Source organism: Variovorax atrisoli (assembly GCF_014195185.1).
GTDB classification, from domain to species: domain Bacteria; phylum Pseudomonadota; class Gammaproteobacteria; order Burkholderiales; family Burkholderiaceae_C; genus Variovorax; species Variovorax atrisoli.
This window is the reverse complement of the sequence record NZ_JACIBG010000013.1, coordinates 1-17,746: the sequence shown is the minus strand read 5'-3', so window position 1 is coordinate 17,746 and position 17,746 is coordinate 1. Positions and strand designations below refer to the sequence as shown.

The 17,746-nt window shown below is 68.0% G+C and carries 14 protein-coding genes; 11 read left to right on the top strand and 3 right to left on the bottom strand.

Features of this window, described 5'->3' with window-relative positions:
• The first annotated feature begins 154 nt into the window (after window positions 1–154).
• The 8 genes from FHY06_RS31995 (at window position 155) to FHY06_RS31960 (ending at window position 9,587) form a co-directional block, all read left to right on the top strand.
• Window positions 155–1,003 carry an IclR family transcriptional regulator gene (locus tag FHY06_RS31995; protein ID WP_184607424.1) on the top strand — a complete coding sequence of 283 codons (849 nt, stop codon included), beginning with the start codon at window positions 155–157 and terminating at the stop codon, window positions 1,001–1,003.
• 25 nt (window positions 1,004–1,028) lie between these two features.
• Window positions 1,029–2,021 (top strand): AAA family ATPase, encoded by a 993-nt coding sequence (locus FHY06_RS31990; protein WP_184607423.1) that lies wholly within the window; start codon window positions 1,029–1,031, stop codon window positions 2,019–2,021.
• Complete coding sequence (locus FHY06_RS31985) at window positions 2,018–3,754, top strand: cobaltochelatase CobT-related protein (RefSeq protein WP_184607422.1); 1,737 nt, start codon at window positions 2,018–2,020, stop codon at window positions 3,752–3,754. Before FHY06_RS31990 ends, FHY06_RS31985 begins: the two co-directional genes overlap by 4 nt.
• A 141-nt stretch (window positions 3,755–3,895) precedes the next feature.
• A complete protein-coding gene (locus tag FHY06_RS31980; protein ID WP_184607421.1) occupies window positions 3,896–4,705 on the top strand; it encodes an IclR family transcriptional regulator in 810 nt (269 codons plus the stop codon).
• Entirely contained in the window at window positions 4,702–5,700 is a 999-nt protein-coding gene (locus tag FHY06_RS31975) for a tripartite tricarboxylate transporter substrate binding protein (protein WP_132801170.1), read from the top strand. Before FHY06_RS31980 ends, FHY06_RS31975 begins: the two co-directional genes overlap by 4 nt.
• Window positions 5,701–5,827: 127 nt before the next feature.
• Window positions 5,828–7,273: an acylating sulfoacetaldehyde dehydrogenase gene (sauS, locus tag FHY06_RS31970; protein WP_184607420.1), complete on the top strand. Its 1,446-nt coding sequence runs from the start codon at window positions 5,828–5,830 to the stop codon at window positions 7,271–7,273.
• 2 nt (window positions 7,274–7,275) lie between these two features.
• On the top strand, window positions 7,276–8,793 hold the full coding sequence (locus tag FHY06_RS31965) for an AMP-binding protein (protein ID WP_184607419.1): 1,518 nt from the start codon (window positions 7,276–7,278) through the stop codon (window positions 8,791–8,793).
• Window positions 8,790–9,587: a sulfite exporter TauE/SafE family protein gene (locus tag FHY06_RS31960; RefSeq protein ID WP_184607418.1), complete on the top strand. Its 798-nt coding sequence runs from the start codon at window positions 8,790–8,792 to the stop codon at window positions 9,585–9,587. Before FHY06_RS31965 ends, FHY06_RS31960 begins: the two co-directional genes overlap by 4 nt.
• On the opposite strand, the gene FHY06_RS31955 is transcribed toward FHY06_RS31960, so the two are convergent.
• From FHY06_RS31955 to FHY06_RS31945, 3 genes are all read right to left on the bottom strand, one after another.
• Window positions 9,571–10,338 (bottom strand): barstar family protein, encoded by a 768-nt coding sequence (locus FHY06_RS31955; protein ID WP_184607417.1) that lies wholly within the window; start codon window positions 10,336–10,338, stop codon window positions 9,571–9,573. The two genes, FHY06_RS31960 and FHY06_RS31955, sit on opposite strands and share 17 nt — an antisense overlap.
• A 42-nt stretch (window positions 10,339–10,380) precedes the next feature.
• The gene (locus FHY06_RS31950; RefSeq protein WP_184607416.1) at window positions 10,381–11,595 is read right to left on the bottom strand and encodes a DUF2252 domain-containing protein; all 1,215 of its coding nucleotides are present in this window, start codon (window positions 11,593–11,595) and stop codon (window positions 10,381–10,383) included.
• A gap of 89 nt (window positions 11,596–11,684) precedes the next feature.
• Window positions 11,685–12,506, bottom strand: a complete 822-nt coding sequence (locus FHY06_RS31945) for an IclR family transcriptional regulator (RefSeq protein ID WP_184607415.1) — start codon at window positions 12,504–12,506, stop codon at window positions 11,685–11,687.
• A 275-nt stretch (window positions 12,507–12,781) separates the two neighbouring features.
• On the opposite strand from FHY06_RS31945, the gene FHY06_RS31940 reads away from it, so the two are divergent.
• From FHY06_RS31940 to FHY06_RS31930, 3 genes are all read left to right on the top strand, one after another.
• Entirely contained in the window at window positions 12,782–14,488 is a 1,707-nt protein-coding gene (locus FHY06_RS31940) for a methyl-accepting chemotaxis protein (RefSeq protein ID WP_260310816.1), read from the top strand.
• A gap of 154 nt (window positions 14,489–14,642) precedes the next feature.
• On the top strand, window positions 14,643–16,283 hold the full coding sequence (locus FHY06_RS31935) for a GMC family oxidoreductase (protein ID WP_184607414.1): 1,641 nt from the start codon (window positions 14,643–14,645) through the stop codon (window positions 16,281–16,283).
• Between the two features lie 62 nt (window positions 16,284–16,345).
• Window positions 16,346–17,746, top strand: a 1,401-nt coding sequence (locus FHY06_RS31930; protein WP_260310815.1) for an MFS transporter, incomplete at its 3' end; no start/stop codon positions are given.

The following is a 17,746-nucleotide window of genomic DNA, read 5'->3' as shown; positions in this document are numbered from 1 at the left end:
GCGTCTCCTGGGAGGATGAGGGGCGAGGTTGTACTCTAAAAGTCGGAACGACTTGTTCCGGAATTCGTTTCGGCGGAATATAGGACGGCATCCGGCTCGCGTCAAACAATTTACAAAAATCGGAACGTCTTGTCTCTTTTTTTGTAAAACGCATATGATCCGCGCCATGAAGATCGTCAAAGGCCTCACGCCTGAAGCGCAGGACCCTGCGACCCAGGGTGGTGATTCGCCCACCATGCGCCTGTTCTCGCTGCTCGAAGTCATGGCCGCGAAAGACCAGCGCTATTCGCTGCAGGGCCTGGTGGAAGAAACCGGCCTGCCCAAGCCCACGCTGCACCGCATGCTCCAGCAGCTCGAAGGCGCGGGGCTGCTGCAGCGCGAAGGCGACGGGCGGCACTACGGCATCGGCACGCGGCTGCGGCGGCTGGCCGAGAACCTGCTGCTCAACGACAGCCTGCACGGCGCGCGCCACACGGTGCTGCGCCAGCTGGTGGAGGAGATCGGCGAGAGCTGCAACCTCACCGCCCTCTCGGGCAGCGAGGTCGTGTACCTCGACCGCGTGGAAACCGCCGCGCCGCTGCGCTTCTACCTGCACTCGGGTTCGCGCGTGCCGGTGCACTGCTCGGCCAGCGGCAAGATCTTTCTCTCGCAGATGAGCGCGGCGCAGCGCCGCCGGCTGCTGTCCCACGCGCCGCTGGAGCCGTACACGCAAAGGACGCTGACAGACCCCGAGGCACTGGAGAAGGAAGTGCAGCGCGTGCGCAAGGACGGCTACGCCATCGACCACGAGGAGTTCCTGCCGGGCCTCCTTTGCATCGCCACGCTGGTGCCCTCGGGCGACGACGCCCCGTCGAACCTCTGCATCGCGGTGCAGGCGCCGGTGATGCGGCTCGACGCCGCCAAGGCGAAGAGCCTGCTGCCCGCGCTGCAGCGTGCGGCGCAGGCCCTGAGCCGCATCGACGCCGACGCGGCCTCCGACCGCGTCGACCATGCTCGGGCCTGAAGACACCCTTTTCGCAGGAAACGCCATGACCGACACCGCCGACCTTCGACCCGACCGGATGCTCAGCGTGCGCGAGGTGTTCGGCATCGACTCCGACCTGCGCGTGCCCGCCTTCAGCCCGTCCAAAGCCTTCGACGACCACGTGCCCGAGGTCGATGCGGTCTACCGCTTCAATCCCGACGTGACGCTCGCCATCCTCGCGGGCTTCATGCGCGACCGGCGCGTGATGGTGCAGGGCCTGCACGGCACCGGCAAGTCGACCCACATCGAGCAGGTGGCGGCCCGGCTGAACTGGCCCTGCGTGCGCCTGAACCTCGACGGCCACATCAGCCGGCTCGACCTCGTCGGCAAGGACGCGGTGGTGCTGCGCGAGGGCAAGCAGGTCACCGAGTTCCAGGAAGGCATCGTGCCGTGGGCGCTGCAGCGGCCGGTGGCGCTGATCTTCGACGAGTACGACGCGGGGCGGCCCGACGTGATGTTCGTGATCCAGCGCATCCTGGAGCGCGACGGCAAGTTCACGCTGATGGACCAGAACCGGGTGCTGCGGCCGCACCCCTTCTTCCGCCTGTTCGCCACGGCCAACACGGTGGGGCTGGGCAACCTCAACGGCCTGTACCACGGCGCGCAGCGGCTCAACCATGCGCAGATCGACCGCTGGAACATCGTGGCCTCGCTCGACTACCTGCCCGCGGCGGAAGAGATCGCCATCGTGCAGGCGCGCGTGCCTTCGCTGGCCGACGAGGCGGGCACGAAGCTGGTCGCAGCGATGGTGGCCGTGGCCGACCTCACGCGAAAGGGCTTCGCGGCCGGCGACCTCTCGACGCTGATGTCGCCGCGCACCGTCATCACATGGGCGGAGAACGTCGAGATCTTCAAGGACCCGGCGCTGGCCTTCCGCCTTTCCTTCGTCAACAAGTGCGACGACGCGGAGCGTCCGCTGGTGGCGGAGTATTTCCAGCGCTGCTTCGACCGCGAGCTGAGGGAGTCGCACCAGCTCTCGTCGGACGCGCGCGAATGAACAGCGGCTCAGCGAGCGCGATGCAGCGCCGCGTGCGGCAGGAAGAACTCGTGGCGGAGCTGTGCGCGGGCGTGGTGCGTGCCTTCAGCGGCGAGCGCGACCTGCATTTCCGCGGACGGCGGCTGCACCGCGGCCGCACGGCGCTGCCGTGGTTCGCGCCGCACCTGCATCCGTCGCCCGACACCGACGACTTCGCATCGTTCCGCGGCGTGGCGGACGGCCTCGCGCTGCGGCTCACCGCATCGGATGCCGCACTGCATGAAAGCCTGCGGCCCGAGGAGCCCGTCGAGCGCATGCTGTTCGAGATGCTGGAGCAGTTCCGCGTGGAGGCGCTCGCGCCCGACGTCATGGCCGGCATGCGGCACAACCTTCGGCACCGGCACGAGCAGTGGTCTCTCGCCTTCCATCACTCGGGCCTGACCGACACCTCGCGCGGCCTGCTGCTGTACGCCGTGGCGCAGATCTGCCGTGCACGCGTCAGCGGCCAGCAGGTGGTGGAAGAAACCGAGGACATGCTCGAAGCCACGCGCTTCGCGCTCGCGCCGCTGATCGGGCATGCGCTGGCCGGCCTGCGCAAGGACCGCGCCGACCAGGCCGCCTACGCAGTGCACGCCCGCGCCATCGCGCGCACCGTCGCCGCGATGCTTCACGAGGCCGGCGAGGAAGACGGCGAAGCCCAGCGCGATGCGCACGTGGACGACAAGCGCAGCGTGTTCAGCCTCGTGGCCGACATGGACCAGGAGATCGTCGAGCGCTTCACCACCGCCGAGTCGGGCCGCAGCGAGGTGCTCGAGGGCGCGGGCGGAGCCTACCGCGTCTTCACCGATGCCTACGACCGCGAGCACGACGCCGCCGCGCTCGCACGCAAGGAAGTGCTTGTGGGCCATCGCGAGAAGCTCGACCGCCGCATCGCAGCGCAGGGCGTCAACATCGCCCGCCTCGCGCGCGAACTGCGCGCCCTGCTCGCCGAGCCCGAGCGCGACGGCTGGGACGGCGCGCAGGAAGAAGGGCTCGTCGATGGACGCCGCCTCGCGCAACTCATTGCCTCGCCCACCGAGCGCCGGCTGTTCCGCATCGATCGCATGGAGCCGATCGCCGACTGCATCGTCACCTTCCTCATCGACTGCTCGGGCTCGATGAAGGAACACGCCGAGTCGGTCGCGATGATGGTCGACGTCTTCGCGCGCGCGCTCGAGCAGGCTGGCGTGGCCTGCGAGGTGCTCGGCTTCACCACCGGCGCATGGAACGGCGGACGCCCGCAGCGCGAATGGGTGCGCGCGGGCCGGTCGCCGCACCCGGGCCGGCTCAACGAGCGCTGCCACATCGTCTTCAAGGCCGCGGCCACGCCGTGGCGGCGCGCGCGCCCGGCGATGGCGGCGCTGCTCAAGGCCGACCTGTTCCGCGAAGGCATCGACGGCGAAGCCATCGACTGGGCCTGCACGCGGCTGCGACAGCGAGGTGAAGCGCGCAAGCTGCTGCTGGCGATCTCCGACGGCTCGCCGATGGACAGCGCCACGCACCTCGCCAACGACGCGCACTACCTGGACCATCACCTGCGCGACGTGATCGCACGGCAGGAACAGCGCGGCGACATCGAGATCGCCGGCATCGGCGTGGGCCTCGACCTGAGCCCTTACTACAGCCGCAGCCACGTGCTCGACCTCGCGAACGCGAGCGGCAACGCCATCTTCCGGGAAGTCATCGAGCTCATGGCCGGGCGGCACCGCCGTTGAGCGCCGCACAGGCGGCCTGCTGAAGCCTTTGGGACTACATCCAAGTCCCCGATTGACAAAGGGCGCTTCGGGTTCATCATTGCGTTTCAAAATCAAGAACGCCGTTCCATTATTTGGAACGCCAATGAAGACCCCAGCCCCATGGACTCGACGCTTGCCAAGGGCCTCGCCGCCCTCGAATGGATGGTGCGCCAGCAGCGCGGCTGCCGCGTCAGCGAACTGGCCCAGGCATTCGGCATGGCGCGCAGCAACGCGCACCGCACGCTGCAGACGCTGGTCGAGTGCGGCTGGGCCGTGCAGGACCCGGAGACGAGCGCCTACCGGCCGAGCCTGAGGCTCTTCGAGCTGGGAGCGATGGTCTCCGAGGCATCCGACATCGGCTCGCTGCTGCGCCCCCACCTCGCGCGGCTGTCGCAGGCCACGGGCGAAACCATCCATCTCGCGGTGCTCGACGGCGCGGAGATCGTCTACCTCGACAAGTTCGACAGCCCCTTGCCTGTGGCTGCCTACTCGCGCATCGGCGGCCGCGCGGCGGCGTACTGCGTGGCCTCGGGCAAGGCGCTTCTCGCCGCGGCGGGCCTCGGCGTGCCGACGCTGCAGGAGTGCCTGGGCACGCTGGAGGCGCACACCAGGAACAGCATCACCGACTTCGACACCCTTTTCAACGAACTGGAACGCTCCCGCACCCGCGGCTATGCAGAGAACCGCGAGGAATGGCGCATCGGCGTATGCGGCCTCGGCGCGCCCGTGCTCAATGCACGCGGCGAGGCCGTGGCGGCCATCGGCATGAGCGTGCCCTCGATCCGCTTCGCGCGCACGCAGGCACGCGGGCTGGCCGACCACCTGATGGCCTGCGCGCGCGATGCCAGCGTGACGCTGGGCTATCGCGTGGGCGCTGCAGCGGCCGGACCGTCGCCGATGTCCACCATAAAGAGAAGGAGACCCGAATGAAGTTGCTCTTCGCCCCCTGGCATCGCGCCGGGATGCTGGCTCTCGCTGCCTTCGCCGCCCTTGCATCGCCCCTCGCCGCGCAGGCGGACAGCGGCGGCGACTACCCCACCAAGCCGATCCGCCTGGTCGTGCCCTACCCGCCCGGCGGCGGCACCGACGTGATCGCGCGCATCGTGCAGGAGCGCTTCTCGGCACTGCTAGGCCAGCAGGTGCTCATCGACAACCGCGGCGGCGCGGCGGGCTCGATCGGCACCGAGCTGGTGGCGAAGGCGCCAGCGGATGGCTACACCGTGCTCTTCACGCTCTCGTCGCACACCATCAACCCGGCCATCTACGCGAAGCTGAGCTTCGACACCGCGAAGGACTTCGCGCCCGTGGGCATGGTCGCCTCGCTGCCGCAGATCCTGGTGGCCAACACGCAGTTTCCGGCGAACACCGTGGCAGAGCTGGTCGCGCTGGCCAAGGCCAAGCCCGACAGCATCTCCTTCGCCTCGGTGGGCAACGGCTCGCCCGGCCATCTCGCGGGCGAGCTGCTGAAGCTGCGCACCGGCACGCAGATGACGCACGTGCCGTATCGCGGCGGCGGCCCGGCCGTGACCGACGTGATGGGCGGGCAGGTGCCGCTGCTGTGGGTGTCGATTCCCGCGGCCGCGCAGTTCGTGAAGGCCGGCAAGCTCAAGGCGCTCGCCGTATCCACCACCAGGCGCAGCGCAGCCTTCCCCGACGTGCCGACGATGCAGGAGGCCGGCATCGCCGACTTCGACGTCGACTCCTGGTACGCCGTCTTCGTGCCCGCCAAGACGCCTAAGCCCGCCATCGACAGGCTCAACCGCGTGATCAACACCGTCGTCAAGGAGCCGGAGATCCGCGACAAGCTGCTCGCCCAGGGCAGCGAAGGCGTGGGCGGAACGCCCGATCAACTCGGCAAGGTCGTGACCGCCGAACTGGTCCGCTGGCAGAAGCTCGCCAAGGAAGCCAACATCAAGGTGGACTGAGCTCGCCCCAGGCTGCGCGCACTTCGTGTCGCTGCGCCACCTCCTACCCAGGGCGCAACACCAGCGGCCCGGCAAAGCCGGTTCCGCGGTGTTCCCCGAATGAAGAGATATCGAAGTCGACGAAACCATGGCCAACTCAATGAATCCCTCTCCGCCCTCCCCAATCGCCGAGCTGGTGGCGCGCGCCCGCGCCGCACAGCGCATCTACGAGACCTGGTCGCAGGCGCAGGTCGACACCGCCGTGGTCGCGGCGGGCTGGGCCATCATCGAGCCGGCGCGCAACCGCGAACTGGCAGAGCTGGCGGTCAAGGACACCGGCGTGGGCAACGTCGAGGACAAGGTGCGCAAGAACCACCGCAAGACCTTCGGCCTGCTGCGCGACCTGCACGGCGCACGCTCGGTCGGCGTGATCGCCGAAGACCCGGCGCGCGGCATCGTCGAGATCGCGCGGCCCGTGGGCGTGGTGTGCGCCATCACCCCGTCGACCAACCCGGGCGCCACGCCGGCCAACAAGATCATCAATGCGCTCAAGGGGCGCAACGCGGTCATCGTCGCACCGTCGCCGAAAGGCTGGTCGACGGCGGCGCGGCTCATCGAGTTCATCCACCAGCAGTTCGACCGCATCGGCGCGCCGCGCGACCTGGTGCAGCTGCTGCCGGCGCCGGTCAACAAGCAGTCGACCGCCGAGCTGATGCGGCTGTGCGACCTGGTGGTGGCCACCGGCTCGCAGGCCAATGTGCGCGCGGCCTACGCGAGCGGCACGCCGGCCTTCGGCGTGGGCGCAGGCAACGTGGCAGGCATCGTCGACGAGACGGCGGATGTCGAAGCCGCCGCAGAGCGCATCGTTCGCTCCAAGACCTTCGACAACGCGACCAGCTGCTCGTCGGAGAACAGCCTCGTGGTCGTCGATGCGGTGCGCGCGAAGATGCTCTCCGCCTTGAAGGACCGCGGCGCCGTCATGCTCGCCGACGCGCAGAAGGCCACGCTGCAGAAGCTGATGTGGCCCGAGGGCAAGCTCTCTGCCGCCGTCATCGGCCAGTCTGCGCGCGTCATCGCCGAACGCGCGGTCGAGGTCGATGGCGCCAACCGGGCCGCGTGGCAGGCGATCGCCGAGGCCGACCCGCGCATCCTCATGGTGGCGGAGGACGGCGTGGGCCACGACCACCCGTTCTCCGGAGAGAAGCTCAGCCCCGTGCTCGCGGTGTACGCGGCGCGCGATTTCGACGAGGCCGCCGCCGCTGTGGCGCGCATCTATTCGTACGAAGGCGCGGGCCATTCGGTGGGACTGCACAGCGCCGTGCCCGATCGAGCGCTCACGCTCGGCCTCACGCTGCCGGTGTCGCGCGTGATCGTCGACCAGGCGCACTGCATCGCCACCGGCGGCAGCTTCGACAACGGGCTGCCCTTCTCGCTGTCGATGGGCTGCGGCACCTGGGGCAGGAACAACTTCTCCGACAACATGAACTACCGCCACTACCTGAACATCACGCGCGTGTCGCGCCCGATTCCCGAGGTGGTGCCAAGCGAGGAAGACATCTTCGGCGCCTTCTTCGCAAGCCACGGCGCGAACTGAAGATGACGGCGGCCGCGACCACCGTGCATGCGCTGATCGAGCGGCAGGCACAAGAGCAGCCGCACGCGGTGTACGCGCGCGCCACGGAATCGGAACGGCACATCACCTGCGGCGATCTCGCGCGCGGATGCCGCCGCGTCTCGGCGGTGCTGCGCGGGCTCGGCATGCAGCCGGGCGACACCGTCTCGGTCGTCATGCCCAATGGCCTGCAGACGCTGCGGCTGCTCCTGGGAGCGATGCACGGCGGATTCCGCGTGAACCCGGTCAACCTGCTCTCGCAGCCCGAGCAGATGCACTACGTGCTCTCGCACTCCGACTGCCGCGTGGTCTGCGTCGCGCCCGAATGGGAGTCGCGCGTGCGCGGCATCGTCGAAGCCTTCGACCGGCCGGTGAAGCTGATGGTGGTCGACCCGGAGGGCGATGCGCTGCCCGGCGAGGAAGAAGCCGCCGACGACGTGCCGCCGCCCTCGCCCGACGCCGTCGCGCTGCTGATGTACACATCGGGCACCACCGGCAATCCCAAGGGCGTGATGCTCACGCAGCGCAACCTGGCCGCCAACGCGCATGCCATCAGCATCGAGCACCAGCTGCGCCCTTCCGACCGCGTGCTGGCGGTGCTGCCGCTCTATCACATCAACGCATTCACCGTGACCATGCTCGCGCCACTGGCGCACGGCGGCAGCCTCGCGATGCCGCCGAAGTTCTCGGCCGGCCGCTTCTGGGAACAGGCCACGCAGACGCAATGCAGCTGGATCAACGTGGTGCCCACCATGATCTCGTACCTGCTCGAAGGCCCCAGGCCGCCGCGCGCGCAGACGCTGTCGATCCGCTTCTGCCGTTCGGCCTCGGCCGCGCTGCCACCGGAGCACCTGCGCGCGTTCGAGCAGATGTTCGGCATCGGCATCGTCGAGACCATGGGTCTCACCGAGACGGCGGCGCCATCGTTCTCCAATCCGATGGACCCGGCCGCGCGCAAGCTCGGCTCGGTGGGCCGCGCCTCGGGCTGCATGGCCGGCGTGGTGGATGCGCAGCTTGCGGCCGTGCCCGATGGCACCACGGGAGAACTCGTCATTCGAGGGCCCAACGTGATGCTGGGCTATTACAAGAACGAGGAAGCCACCCGCGCGAGCTTCACGCCCGACGGCTGGCTGCGCACCGGCGACCTGGGCCATCGCGACGAGGACGGCTTCTTCTTCGTCACCGGCCGCATCAAGGAACTCATCATCAAGGGCGGCGAGAACATCGCGCCGCGCGAGATCGACGAGGCCCTGCTGAAGCACCCCGCCGTGCTCGAGGCCGTCTCGGTGGGCGTGCCAGACCGCCACTACGGCCAGGAGATCGGCGCGTGCATCGTGCTGCGCGAAGGCAGCGCCTGCAGCGAGGAAGAGCTGCGCGAGTTCGCCGCCACCGTGCTCGGCCGCTACAAGGCTCCAGGCCACTACCGCTTCGTGCAGGACCTCCCGCGCGGCCCTTCGGGAAAGGTGCAGCGCCTGAAGCTGCTGCCGCTCTTCCAGGCATGACGGCCGCCGACCTGCTGGTGCCGCCGCTGGCGCCGGCAACGCTTGCCTACAGCCTCTGCGTGGTGTTCGCGGCCGGCATAGTGCGCGGCTTCGCGGGCTTCGGCTTCTCCGCCATCACCGTCGCGGGCATGTCGCTGGTGATCTCGCCCGCGCTCGTGGTGCCCGCCATCTTCATGCTGGAGATCCTCGCCAGCCTGAGCCAGTTGCGCGGCATCGCGCGCGACGTCGACCTTGCATGGCTGGGCTGGCTGATGCTCGGCAACCTGATCTGCATTCCCATCGGCGTGGCGCTGCTCGCATGGCTGCCGGAGACGCCGCTGCGCCTCCTGATCGGCGTGCTGCTGATGGCCGCCGCATTGCTGCTGCGCGGCGGCGCACACGTCGCGCTGGAGCCCACGCGCGGCCTGCGCCTCGCGGCCGGCCTGGCCTCGGGCTTCATCAACGGCGTCGCGGCCATCGGCGGCATCGCGGTCGCGGTGCTGCTGAGCACCGCGAAGATGGCCCCCGCCGCGCTGCGCGCCACGCTGATCGCACTGCTGCTCTTCAGCGACGTGGTGTCGCTGATCAGCGCGGCACTGATGCCCTCGTCGGCGCATGCCTCGGGCAACCTGCTGGGGCCGGACACGCTCAAGTGGGCGCTGTGGCTGGCGCCTGCGATGCTCGCCGGCATCTGGTGGGGGCAGCGCTCGTTCAAGGGCGTGTCGCCGGAGCAGTTCAGGCGGCTGGTGTTGAATCTGCTGCTTGTGTTGGCGGCGATGAGCGTGACGCGGTCGGTGGTCAGCTGGATTGGATAGACCGTGACTCGACCCTCAAGGACGCCCCGGCCTCTATGAGGATTTGTTTGAACAAGTGGGCATAGTCCGCACGTTCCGTGAGCTTTTCCAGAACCGCATCGAACTCGGCCTCGTCGGAAATCAGAAAAGAAATGCGCTCCGGATTGTTGGACTTCAGTACCTCGTCGAATGCGTCGAGGCAGCTGCCTGCATAACCTCGATAGCCAAAAATCGCTTCCCCGATATAGCAATAGAACTCGTCACGCGTTCGCAAGCCTCGTACATCGAGCACAACATTGTCTGTAGCGAGCGTCTGCCGCCAATCGCGAGGAGAGGACAAGGCCCTGCAGGCGTCGATCCAGGAAGTTCCGTAAGAAGGATTGAGCGCTCGCCAACTCACAGGAACGCATTCCGTCCATGCATCGAGAATCTGGACCACCGGCACATAGGACCGCCCTACCGACGCTACATAGTGCTGGCGCGAATCCTTGTCGAGGAGGAACTCCACGCAGTAGATTCCCGCCACATCGACCTCCACATCTCCTATGACCTTGGAGATTGTGTAAACCGTCCCCTCCTTCAACGTCGGCTGGCTCTTCGGCGCCTCCAGGCCCTCGAGAACGATCAGTACATCATCCATGCTGTCGTCTTCATCACCGATGATTTTGTGTGGCAATCCTTCCACCGAATCGAAGCACAACACGGTGCCGTCCCCATCAGCTTCACTTCGAATCCGATAGTTCTTTTCTGTGGCGCTTAAGCCGTTTGCCATGATGTGATCCGGTATGTAGGCTCGTTGAATTCCCCAGCATTGTCAGGCCGGCGGAGCCATCAGCCCCGCGTCATACGCCTCGCAATAGAGCCCCCAATCCTCCACAACCTGCGCCGCACACTCACGCGCCGCATCCAGCAAGTCCCCGCGCCACGATTTCGCCGAAGCGCCGAAGTCGATCAGCGCATCCGCGATAGCGGAGCCCTGCCGGCCCGAGCTGCGCAGTTGCGCCCAGGCCATGAGCTGGCCCATCTCGGCGATCACGCCGCGGATGTCGGCGAGGCGCGTGCGGTTCACGTCGAGCATCACGCGGTCTTCGCTGGGTTGGAGGCCGCGCAGCACGTACGACGACTTGCGGCCGACGATGGGATGCAGGAAGGCCATCGACACGGCCTGCATGCGGCGCTGCAGGCCGACCACGCGGTGCGCTTCCGACGGCCATTCGGGCTGCCTGGTCTTCTTCAGGTGCGGCACGAGCGAGGACGGCTGCGCCTGCTTCAGGTCGAGCAGGAAATTGGCGTCGGGCGAGCCCTTGCCTTCGATCAGCACGATGTAGCGCTCCACACCCAGGCTGCCGGTGCCGGCGATGCGGCGGGCCACGTCGAGCACCCTGAAGAAGGCGGGGTTGGGCTGCGAGGCGGCGAAGTTGTCGATGAGCCTGGTGACCCGTTCGCGCTGCGCCTCGGTGGCCTGCAGCGCATGCCTGCCGTCGCAGCGGATGGAGCGTCTGCGGCCCTTGCGGTCGCTGCGCCGGTCGAGGAACGCGGGGCGGGTGCGCGCCTTCAGGGTGTCGAGCAGGTCCCTGACGAGCCCGCCGGCGGTGTCGCGCTCGATCCAGCGGGCCTTGCCAAGCACGAGCGCGCCCGCATAGGAGTCGAGGAAGGTCTTGCACAGGGCGTCCGCGTCGGCGGTGCTCTTGCACAGGCCCTCGCCCGCCACCAGGATGCTCGACAGGAAGCGCACCAGCTCCCATGTCACCGGCGCGAGCGCGGCTTCGTCGAAATCGTTGAGGTCGAAGTAGACGAGCCGGTTGTCGCCCTTGTAGCTGCCGAAGTTCTCCAGGTGCGCATCGCCGCACAGCCATGCCGCCGGCGCCTTGGAGAACAGCCCGCCGGCCGGCAGGCGGTCGTAGAAGAGGTGGCAGGTGCCGCGCAGGAAGACGAAGGGGCTGAAGCGCAGGTTGGCGTATTTCATCGCCAGCCTTTCGGGATCGCGCCCGGCGTTGAAGCTTCGGATGGTCTTGGCGGCGTTGGGCATGCGTTCGTCTTTCTTCCTCTTGCGTTGGTCGCGAGCGGCGGATTCTGCAGCTGCGCGCCCACTCGAAGCTGACGAAGCCGAAGCCGAAGTCAGAGCAGCCCGGCCATCCTCTGCGCCGCCGCCTTCAGTGCATCGATGCGCCCGAGCGCGTCGTCCATCGACATGCGTGCCGTGGGCGCATGCACGGCCAGCGCGGCGCGCACCGCGCCGGCCGTATCGCGCACCGGCACGGCCACGGCCACGAGACCGGCGATGAATTCCTCGCGGTCGCAGGAGTAGCCCTGCTTCGCGATCGCCTCGCATTCGGCGCGCAGCGCCGCGGCCTTGGTGATGGTGTTGGGCGTCATGCGCTCCAGCGGCAGCCCGTCGATGAACGCATCGCGCTCCTTGGCCTGCATCTGCGCCAGGAACAGCTTGCCGCTGGCCGTGCAGTGCAGCGGCACGTGCGAGCCCACGTCGAGCGTCAGGCGCAGCGGCCATTGCGCCTCGACGCGGTCGAGGTAGAGCACCTGCGCGCCGTCGAGGGTGGTGAGGTTGCAGGTCTCGCCGACCTGGCGCACCAGCGCCGACAGCACCTCGTGCCGCAGCCCCCGCACCACGCCGTGGTTCAGCGTGTCGAAGGCCAGCCGCCGCAGCGCGGGGCCGACGGTGAAGGAGCGCTCGTCGACGTCGCGGGCCAGGAAGCCGGTGGCCAGCAGCTGGGTGCAGATGCGGTGTGCCGTGCCCTTGGGCAGGCCGAGCTGCGCGGCCAGGTCGGCCAGCGTGAGAGCCCGGCCTTCACTGGCGAGCAGCGCCAGCAGGCGCAGGCTGCGCTCGGCGGAGGAACCGGAGAGGCCGGCGGACTCCGCTTCGTCCTGAATGGGGGCTGCGGTGGGAATCACTGCGGCGGATGCGCGCGCGGAACGTGGCATGCGGATGAACCTTGCGAAGGAAAGTCGTTGCAGAAACCGATGGCCGTGAGAGAGGAGGCCTACCGGCGATTGTTCCACCGCCCGGCTCTCGCATTGCCTGTGCTGTTCCCATCTGCCGCTTAAAGGGCTCAGGGACGCATCGGCGCAATCACCGGAGAAAGAATTGGCAATATTTGCCAACAAATTTAAAGAATTTGTAATCAAAAAAAAGACTGTGCACGACCTCAAGAAATGGCAATTGCATCCGAAAAGAAAAGCACGGAATTGGTGCGCGATTGAAGAAATCGGCAATTCCGCCGGCGCTCCTTGCGCTCTCGTTTTTTTCTACTCCTGATACCGGACCTATGAAAACTTTCTCGACCCGGAAATTGCTCGCCGGGACTTTCACGATCCTCGCGTTGCTGGTGTTGCTCGTCAGCCTGTTGGCCCTGCGCTCGCTGAATGCAGCCGATCATCGGTTCTCCAGCTACGTCGCCGGCATCGCGCACCGCAAGACGCTGACCAGCGAGATCAGCATTGCAGCAAGCCGCCGAGCCATCGGCGTGCGCGAGATGGTGCTGGTGGCCCCGGGCGCGGAGCGAGACCGAGCCAAGGCGATGGCGGTCGGCAGCAACGAGAAGCTGGGGTCCGCGTTGAAGGAACTAAAAAAAGCGCTCGACACGGGCGCAGACGTCACCGACCGCGAACGCGCCATCTTCGAAAAGATGGAAAGGATCGAAAAAGAATATCTGCCGGTCGCCCTGTCGATCGTCGAGCTCGCCGCCGCCGGAAAACGCGAGGAGGCGATCGAAAGAATGAACACGGTGTGCAGGCCCTTGCTCATGCAGCTTCTGCTCGCCTCGGTCGAATACGCCGACTACAACGCGGAAATTTCGCAGAAGGATGTCGAGTCTTCGGCCTCCGCTTATTCGCGGCAGCTGACGTTGCTGCTCACGCTGAGTTCGTTCGCGGTGCTCGCGGCGGTAGCGCTTGGCGTCTTCATCGCGCGCCGACTCTTCTCGGCGCTCGGTGGGGAGCCGGCCATGCTCAGCGTGGCGGCCCACAAGGTCGCAGACGGCGACCTCGGCGAGATCGACGGCGCGCACGAGGCGCCGCAGGGCAGCGTGCTCGCCTCGATGGTCGCGATGCAGCGCCAGCTGGTGAGGCTGATCGGTCAGGTCCGCTCCTGCGCCAACAACATCGCGGTCGCGAGTTCCGAGATCGCGCAGGGCAACCACGACCTTTCCCGGCGGACCGAAGCCGAAGCGTCCTCGCTGCAGGAAACTGCCGCCTCCATGGAGCAACTCAACGCCACCGTCAGGCGCAACGCCTCCAGCGCCACCGAGGCGAACAAGCTCGCCAACGGCGCGAGCAGCGTGGCGATGCGCGGCGGCGAGGTCGTCGTGCAGGTGGTGGAGACGATGAAGAGCATCAACGACAGCAGCAGGAGGATCGCCGACATCATCGGCGTGATCGACGGCATCGCGTTCCAGACCAACATCCTGGCGCTGAACGCCGCCGTGGAGGCCGCGCGCGCGGGGGAGAAGGGCCGGGGCTTCGCGGTCGTCGCCTCCGAAGTGCGCAGTCTCGCGGGCCGATCGGCCGATGCCGCGAAGGAGATCAAGGCCCTCATCGGCGCGAGCGTCGATCGCGTCGAGGCCGGCTCGGCGCTGGTCGACCGCGCGGGAGCCACCATGGCGGAGGTCGTCGATTCCATCAGGCGGGTCGCGAACATCGTCGGCGAGATCAGTACGGCCAGCTCGGAGCAAAGCGCCGGTGTCGCGCAGGTCAGCGCAGCGGTGATGCAGCTGGACCAGGCCACGCAGCAGAACGTCGCGCTGGTCGAGCAGAGCGCGGCCGCTGCCCAGAGCATGAACTTCCAGGTCGAGCAGCTGGCGCATGCGGTCTCGGCCTTTCGGGTCGGCGACCCGCGCCAGGGCGGGCGTCCGCGGCGGGCCGTGGAACCGGCTCTTCGACTCGCCGCCGAAAGCGGTCCGGCGTAAGACGGCGCGAGCGCCAAGGAGTCCGCACCCGTGCCGCCGACGTGCGGCATGCGGGTAAACGTTAAAAACGGAACATTGCGTTCCGAAAATCAATGGCCTAGGATCGGTTCGAACGAGGGCGCTCGCCTTTCCAGAACCTCCCTGGGACCATTGCATGCCTGAAGAAGAGTTCGACTACATCGTCGTCGGCGCGGGCTCCGCCGGCTGCGTGCTCGCCGGCCGGCTCAGCGAAGACCCGGCCACGCGGGTGCTGCTGCTCGAGGCCGGCCCGGCGGACCGGTCGCTGTGGATCCACCTACCCATCGGCTACGGCAAGACGATGTGGAGCCCCACCTACAACTGGCGCTTCGAGACCGACCCCGACCCGAACATGAACGGCCGGCGCATCTACTGGCCGCGCGGCAAGACGCTGGGCGGCTCCAGTTCGATCAACGGCCTGATCTACATCCGCGGCCAGCGCGAGGACTACGACCACTGGGCCGCGCTCGGCAACCCCGGCTGGAGCTACGACGAGGTGCTGCCCTACTTCATCCGCTCCGAAGGCAACCAGCGCGGCGGCGACGCCTTCCATGGCGGCGAGGGGCCGCTGAAGGTGTCGGACATCACGGCGAAGCACGAGCTGATCGAAGCCTTCATCGAGGGCGCCGGACAGACCGGCGTGCCGCGCACCGACGACTTCAACGGCGCCGAGCAGGAAGGCGCCGGCTACTACCAGCTGACCACGCACAGGGGCTGGCGCTGCAGCACCGCCAAGGCCTACCTGACGCCAGCGGTGAAGCGGCGGCCCAACCTGCGCATCGAGACCGAGGCCATGGCCGAGCGGCTGCTGTTCGACGGCACGCGCGCCGCCGGCGTCACCTACCGCCAGGGCGGGGAACTCAAGACCGCGCGCTGCCGCGGCGAAGTGCTGCTGTCGGCCGGCTCGCTGCAGTCGCCGCAGCTGCTGCAGCTCTCGGGCATCGGTCCGCGTGTGCTGCTCGACCGCTTCGGCATCCCGGTGCAGCACGAGCTGCCCGGCGTCGGCGAGAACCTGCAGGACCACCTGCAGATCCGCCTGGGCTACGAATGCAGCAAGCCCATCACCACCAACGACCAGCTCAACTCCTGGTTCGGACAGATGGGCATGGGCCTCGAATGGCTGCTGCACCGCACCGGCCCGCTGGCCGTGGGCATCAACCAGGGCGGCTGCTTCATGCGCGCGCTGAAGGATGCCGAAGGCCGGCCGGTGGCGGCCACGCCCGACATCCAGTTCCACGTCGCCACGCTCTCGGCCGACATGGCGGGCGGCAAGGTGCATCCGTACTCGGGCTTCACGATGTCGGTGTGCCAGCTGCGGCCCGAGTCGCGCGGCCACGTGCGCATCCGCTCGCTCGACGCGGCCGAGCCGCCCGAGATGCAGCCCAACTATCTTTCTACCGAACTCGACCGCGCGACCACCGTGGCCGGCGTGAAGGCCGCACGCGCGATCGCCGACTCTCCCGCGATGCGCCCCTACGTGAAGCGCGAGGTGAAGCCCGGCCCAGGCGCGGTGAGCGACGCCGACCTGCTGGAGTTCTGCCGCAACAACGGCGCCACCATCTTCCACCCCACCGGCACCTGCCGCATGGGCAGCGACGCTCTCGCCGTGGTCGATGCGCGCCTGCGCGTACACGGCGTGGCGGGGCTGCGCGTGATCGACTGCTCGGCGATGCCGACGCTGGTGTCGGGCAACACCAACGCACCCGCCGTGATGATGGCCGAGAAGGCCGTCGACCTGATCAGAGAGGACGCGAGAGCGGCAGCGGCCGCGCACTGAGTTCCCGTTTCGAACCCCACGGTCCGCAGAGACCGCCACGACAAACCTCATCGGAGACAGACATGAGTGCAAGCGACGAGAAAGCGATTCGCAGGGTGGTGGTTTCGGCCCTGGTGGGCGCCACCATCGAGTGGTACGACTTCTTCCTGTACGGCGTGGTGGCCGGCATCGTGTTCAACAAGCTCTACTTCCCGGGCAGCGACCCGGTGGTGTCGACCCTGCTGGCCTACACCACCTTCGCGGTGGGCTTCGTCACGCGGCCACTGGGCGGCGTGATCTTCGGCCACTTCGGCGACAAGATCGGCCGCAAGAGCATGCTCGTCATCACACTGATGATCATGGGCGTGGCCACCTTCCTCATCGGGCTGGTGCCCACCTATGCGCAGATCGGCATCGCGGCGCCGCTGCTGCTGTTGCTGCTGCGCGTGGCGCAGGGCATAGGCCTGGGCGGCGAATGGGGCGGCGCGGTGCTCATGGCGTATGAATACGCGCCGAAGGAAAAGCGCGGCTTCTATGCCTCGCTGCCGCAGATCGGGCTGGCCATCGGCCTGTGCCTGGCCTCGGGCGTGGTGGCGCTGCTGTCGTGGCTGCTGACCGACGAGCAGTTCCTGTCGTGGGGCTGGCGCATCGCCTTCCTGATATCCGGCGCGATGGTGATGGTGGGCATGTACATCCGCCTGCACGTGAAGGAGACGCCGGAGTTCGCGGCCGTGAAGGCCCGCAACGCCGAGCTGCGCATTCCGTTCATGGACATGATCCGGCGCTACCCCGGCAACGTGCTCAAGGGCATGGGCGCGCGCTACATCGACGGGGTGTTCTTCAACATCTTCGGCGTGTTCTCCATCAACTACCTGACGAGCACGATCAAGATCAACCGCACCGAGGCGCTGCTGGGCGTGATGGCCGCGGCAGTGGTGATGTGCTTCGCGATTCCCTTCTTCGGGCGCATGTCCGACCGGCTCGGGCGTCCGCGCGTGTACATGTGGGGTTCGCTCATCACGGCCGTCTCGGCATTCCCGGGCTTCTGGCTCATGACGCACAGCGGCGGCAGCGTGCTGCTCATATGGCTGTCGATCATCGTGCCCTTCGGCATCCTGTATGCGTCGGTGTACGGGCCGGAGGCCGCCCTCTTCTGCGACCTGTTCGACGCCAAGGTGCGCTACACGGGCATCAGCTTCGTCTACCAGTTCTCGGGCATCTTCGCCTCGGGCATCACGCCGATCATCGCGACCGCGCTGCTGAAGTCGGGCGGCGGCGAGCCGTGGCAGATCTGCCTGTACGTTCTGTTCGCGGGCGTGGTGTCGGCGGCGTGCGCGTGGATGATCGGCCGCAGCGCGGCGGGGGGGGGGGGGGGGGGGGGGGCCCCCCCCCCCCCCCCCCCCCCCCGGGCCCCCCCCCCCCCCCCCCACCCCCCCCCCCCCCCCCCCCCCCCCCCCCCCCCCCCCCCCCCCCCCCCCCCCCCC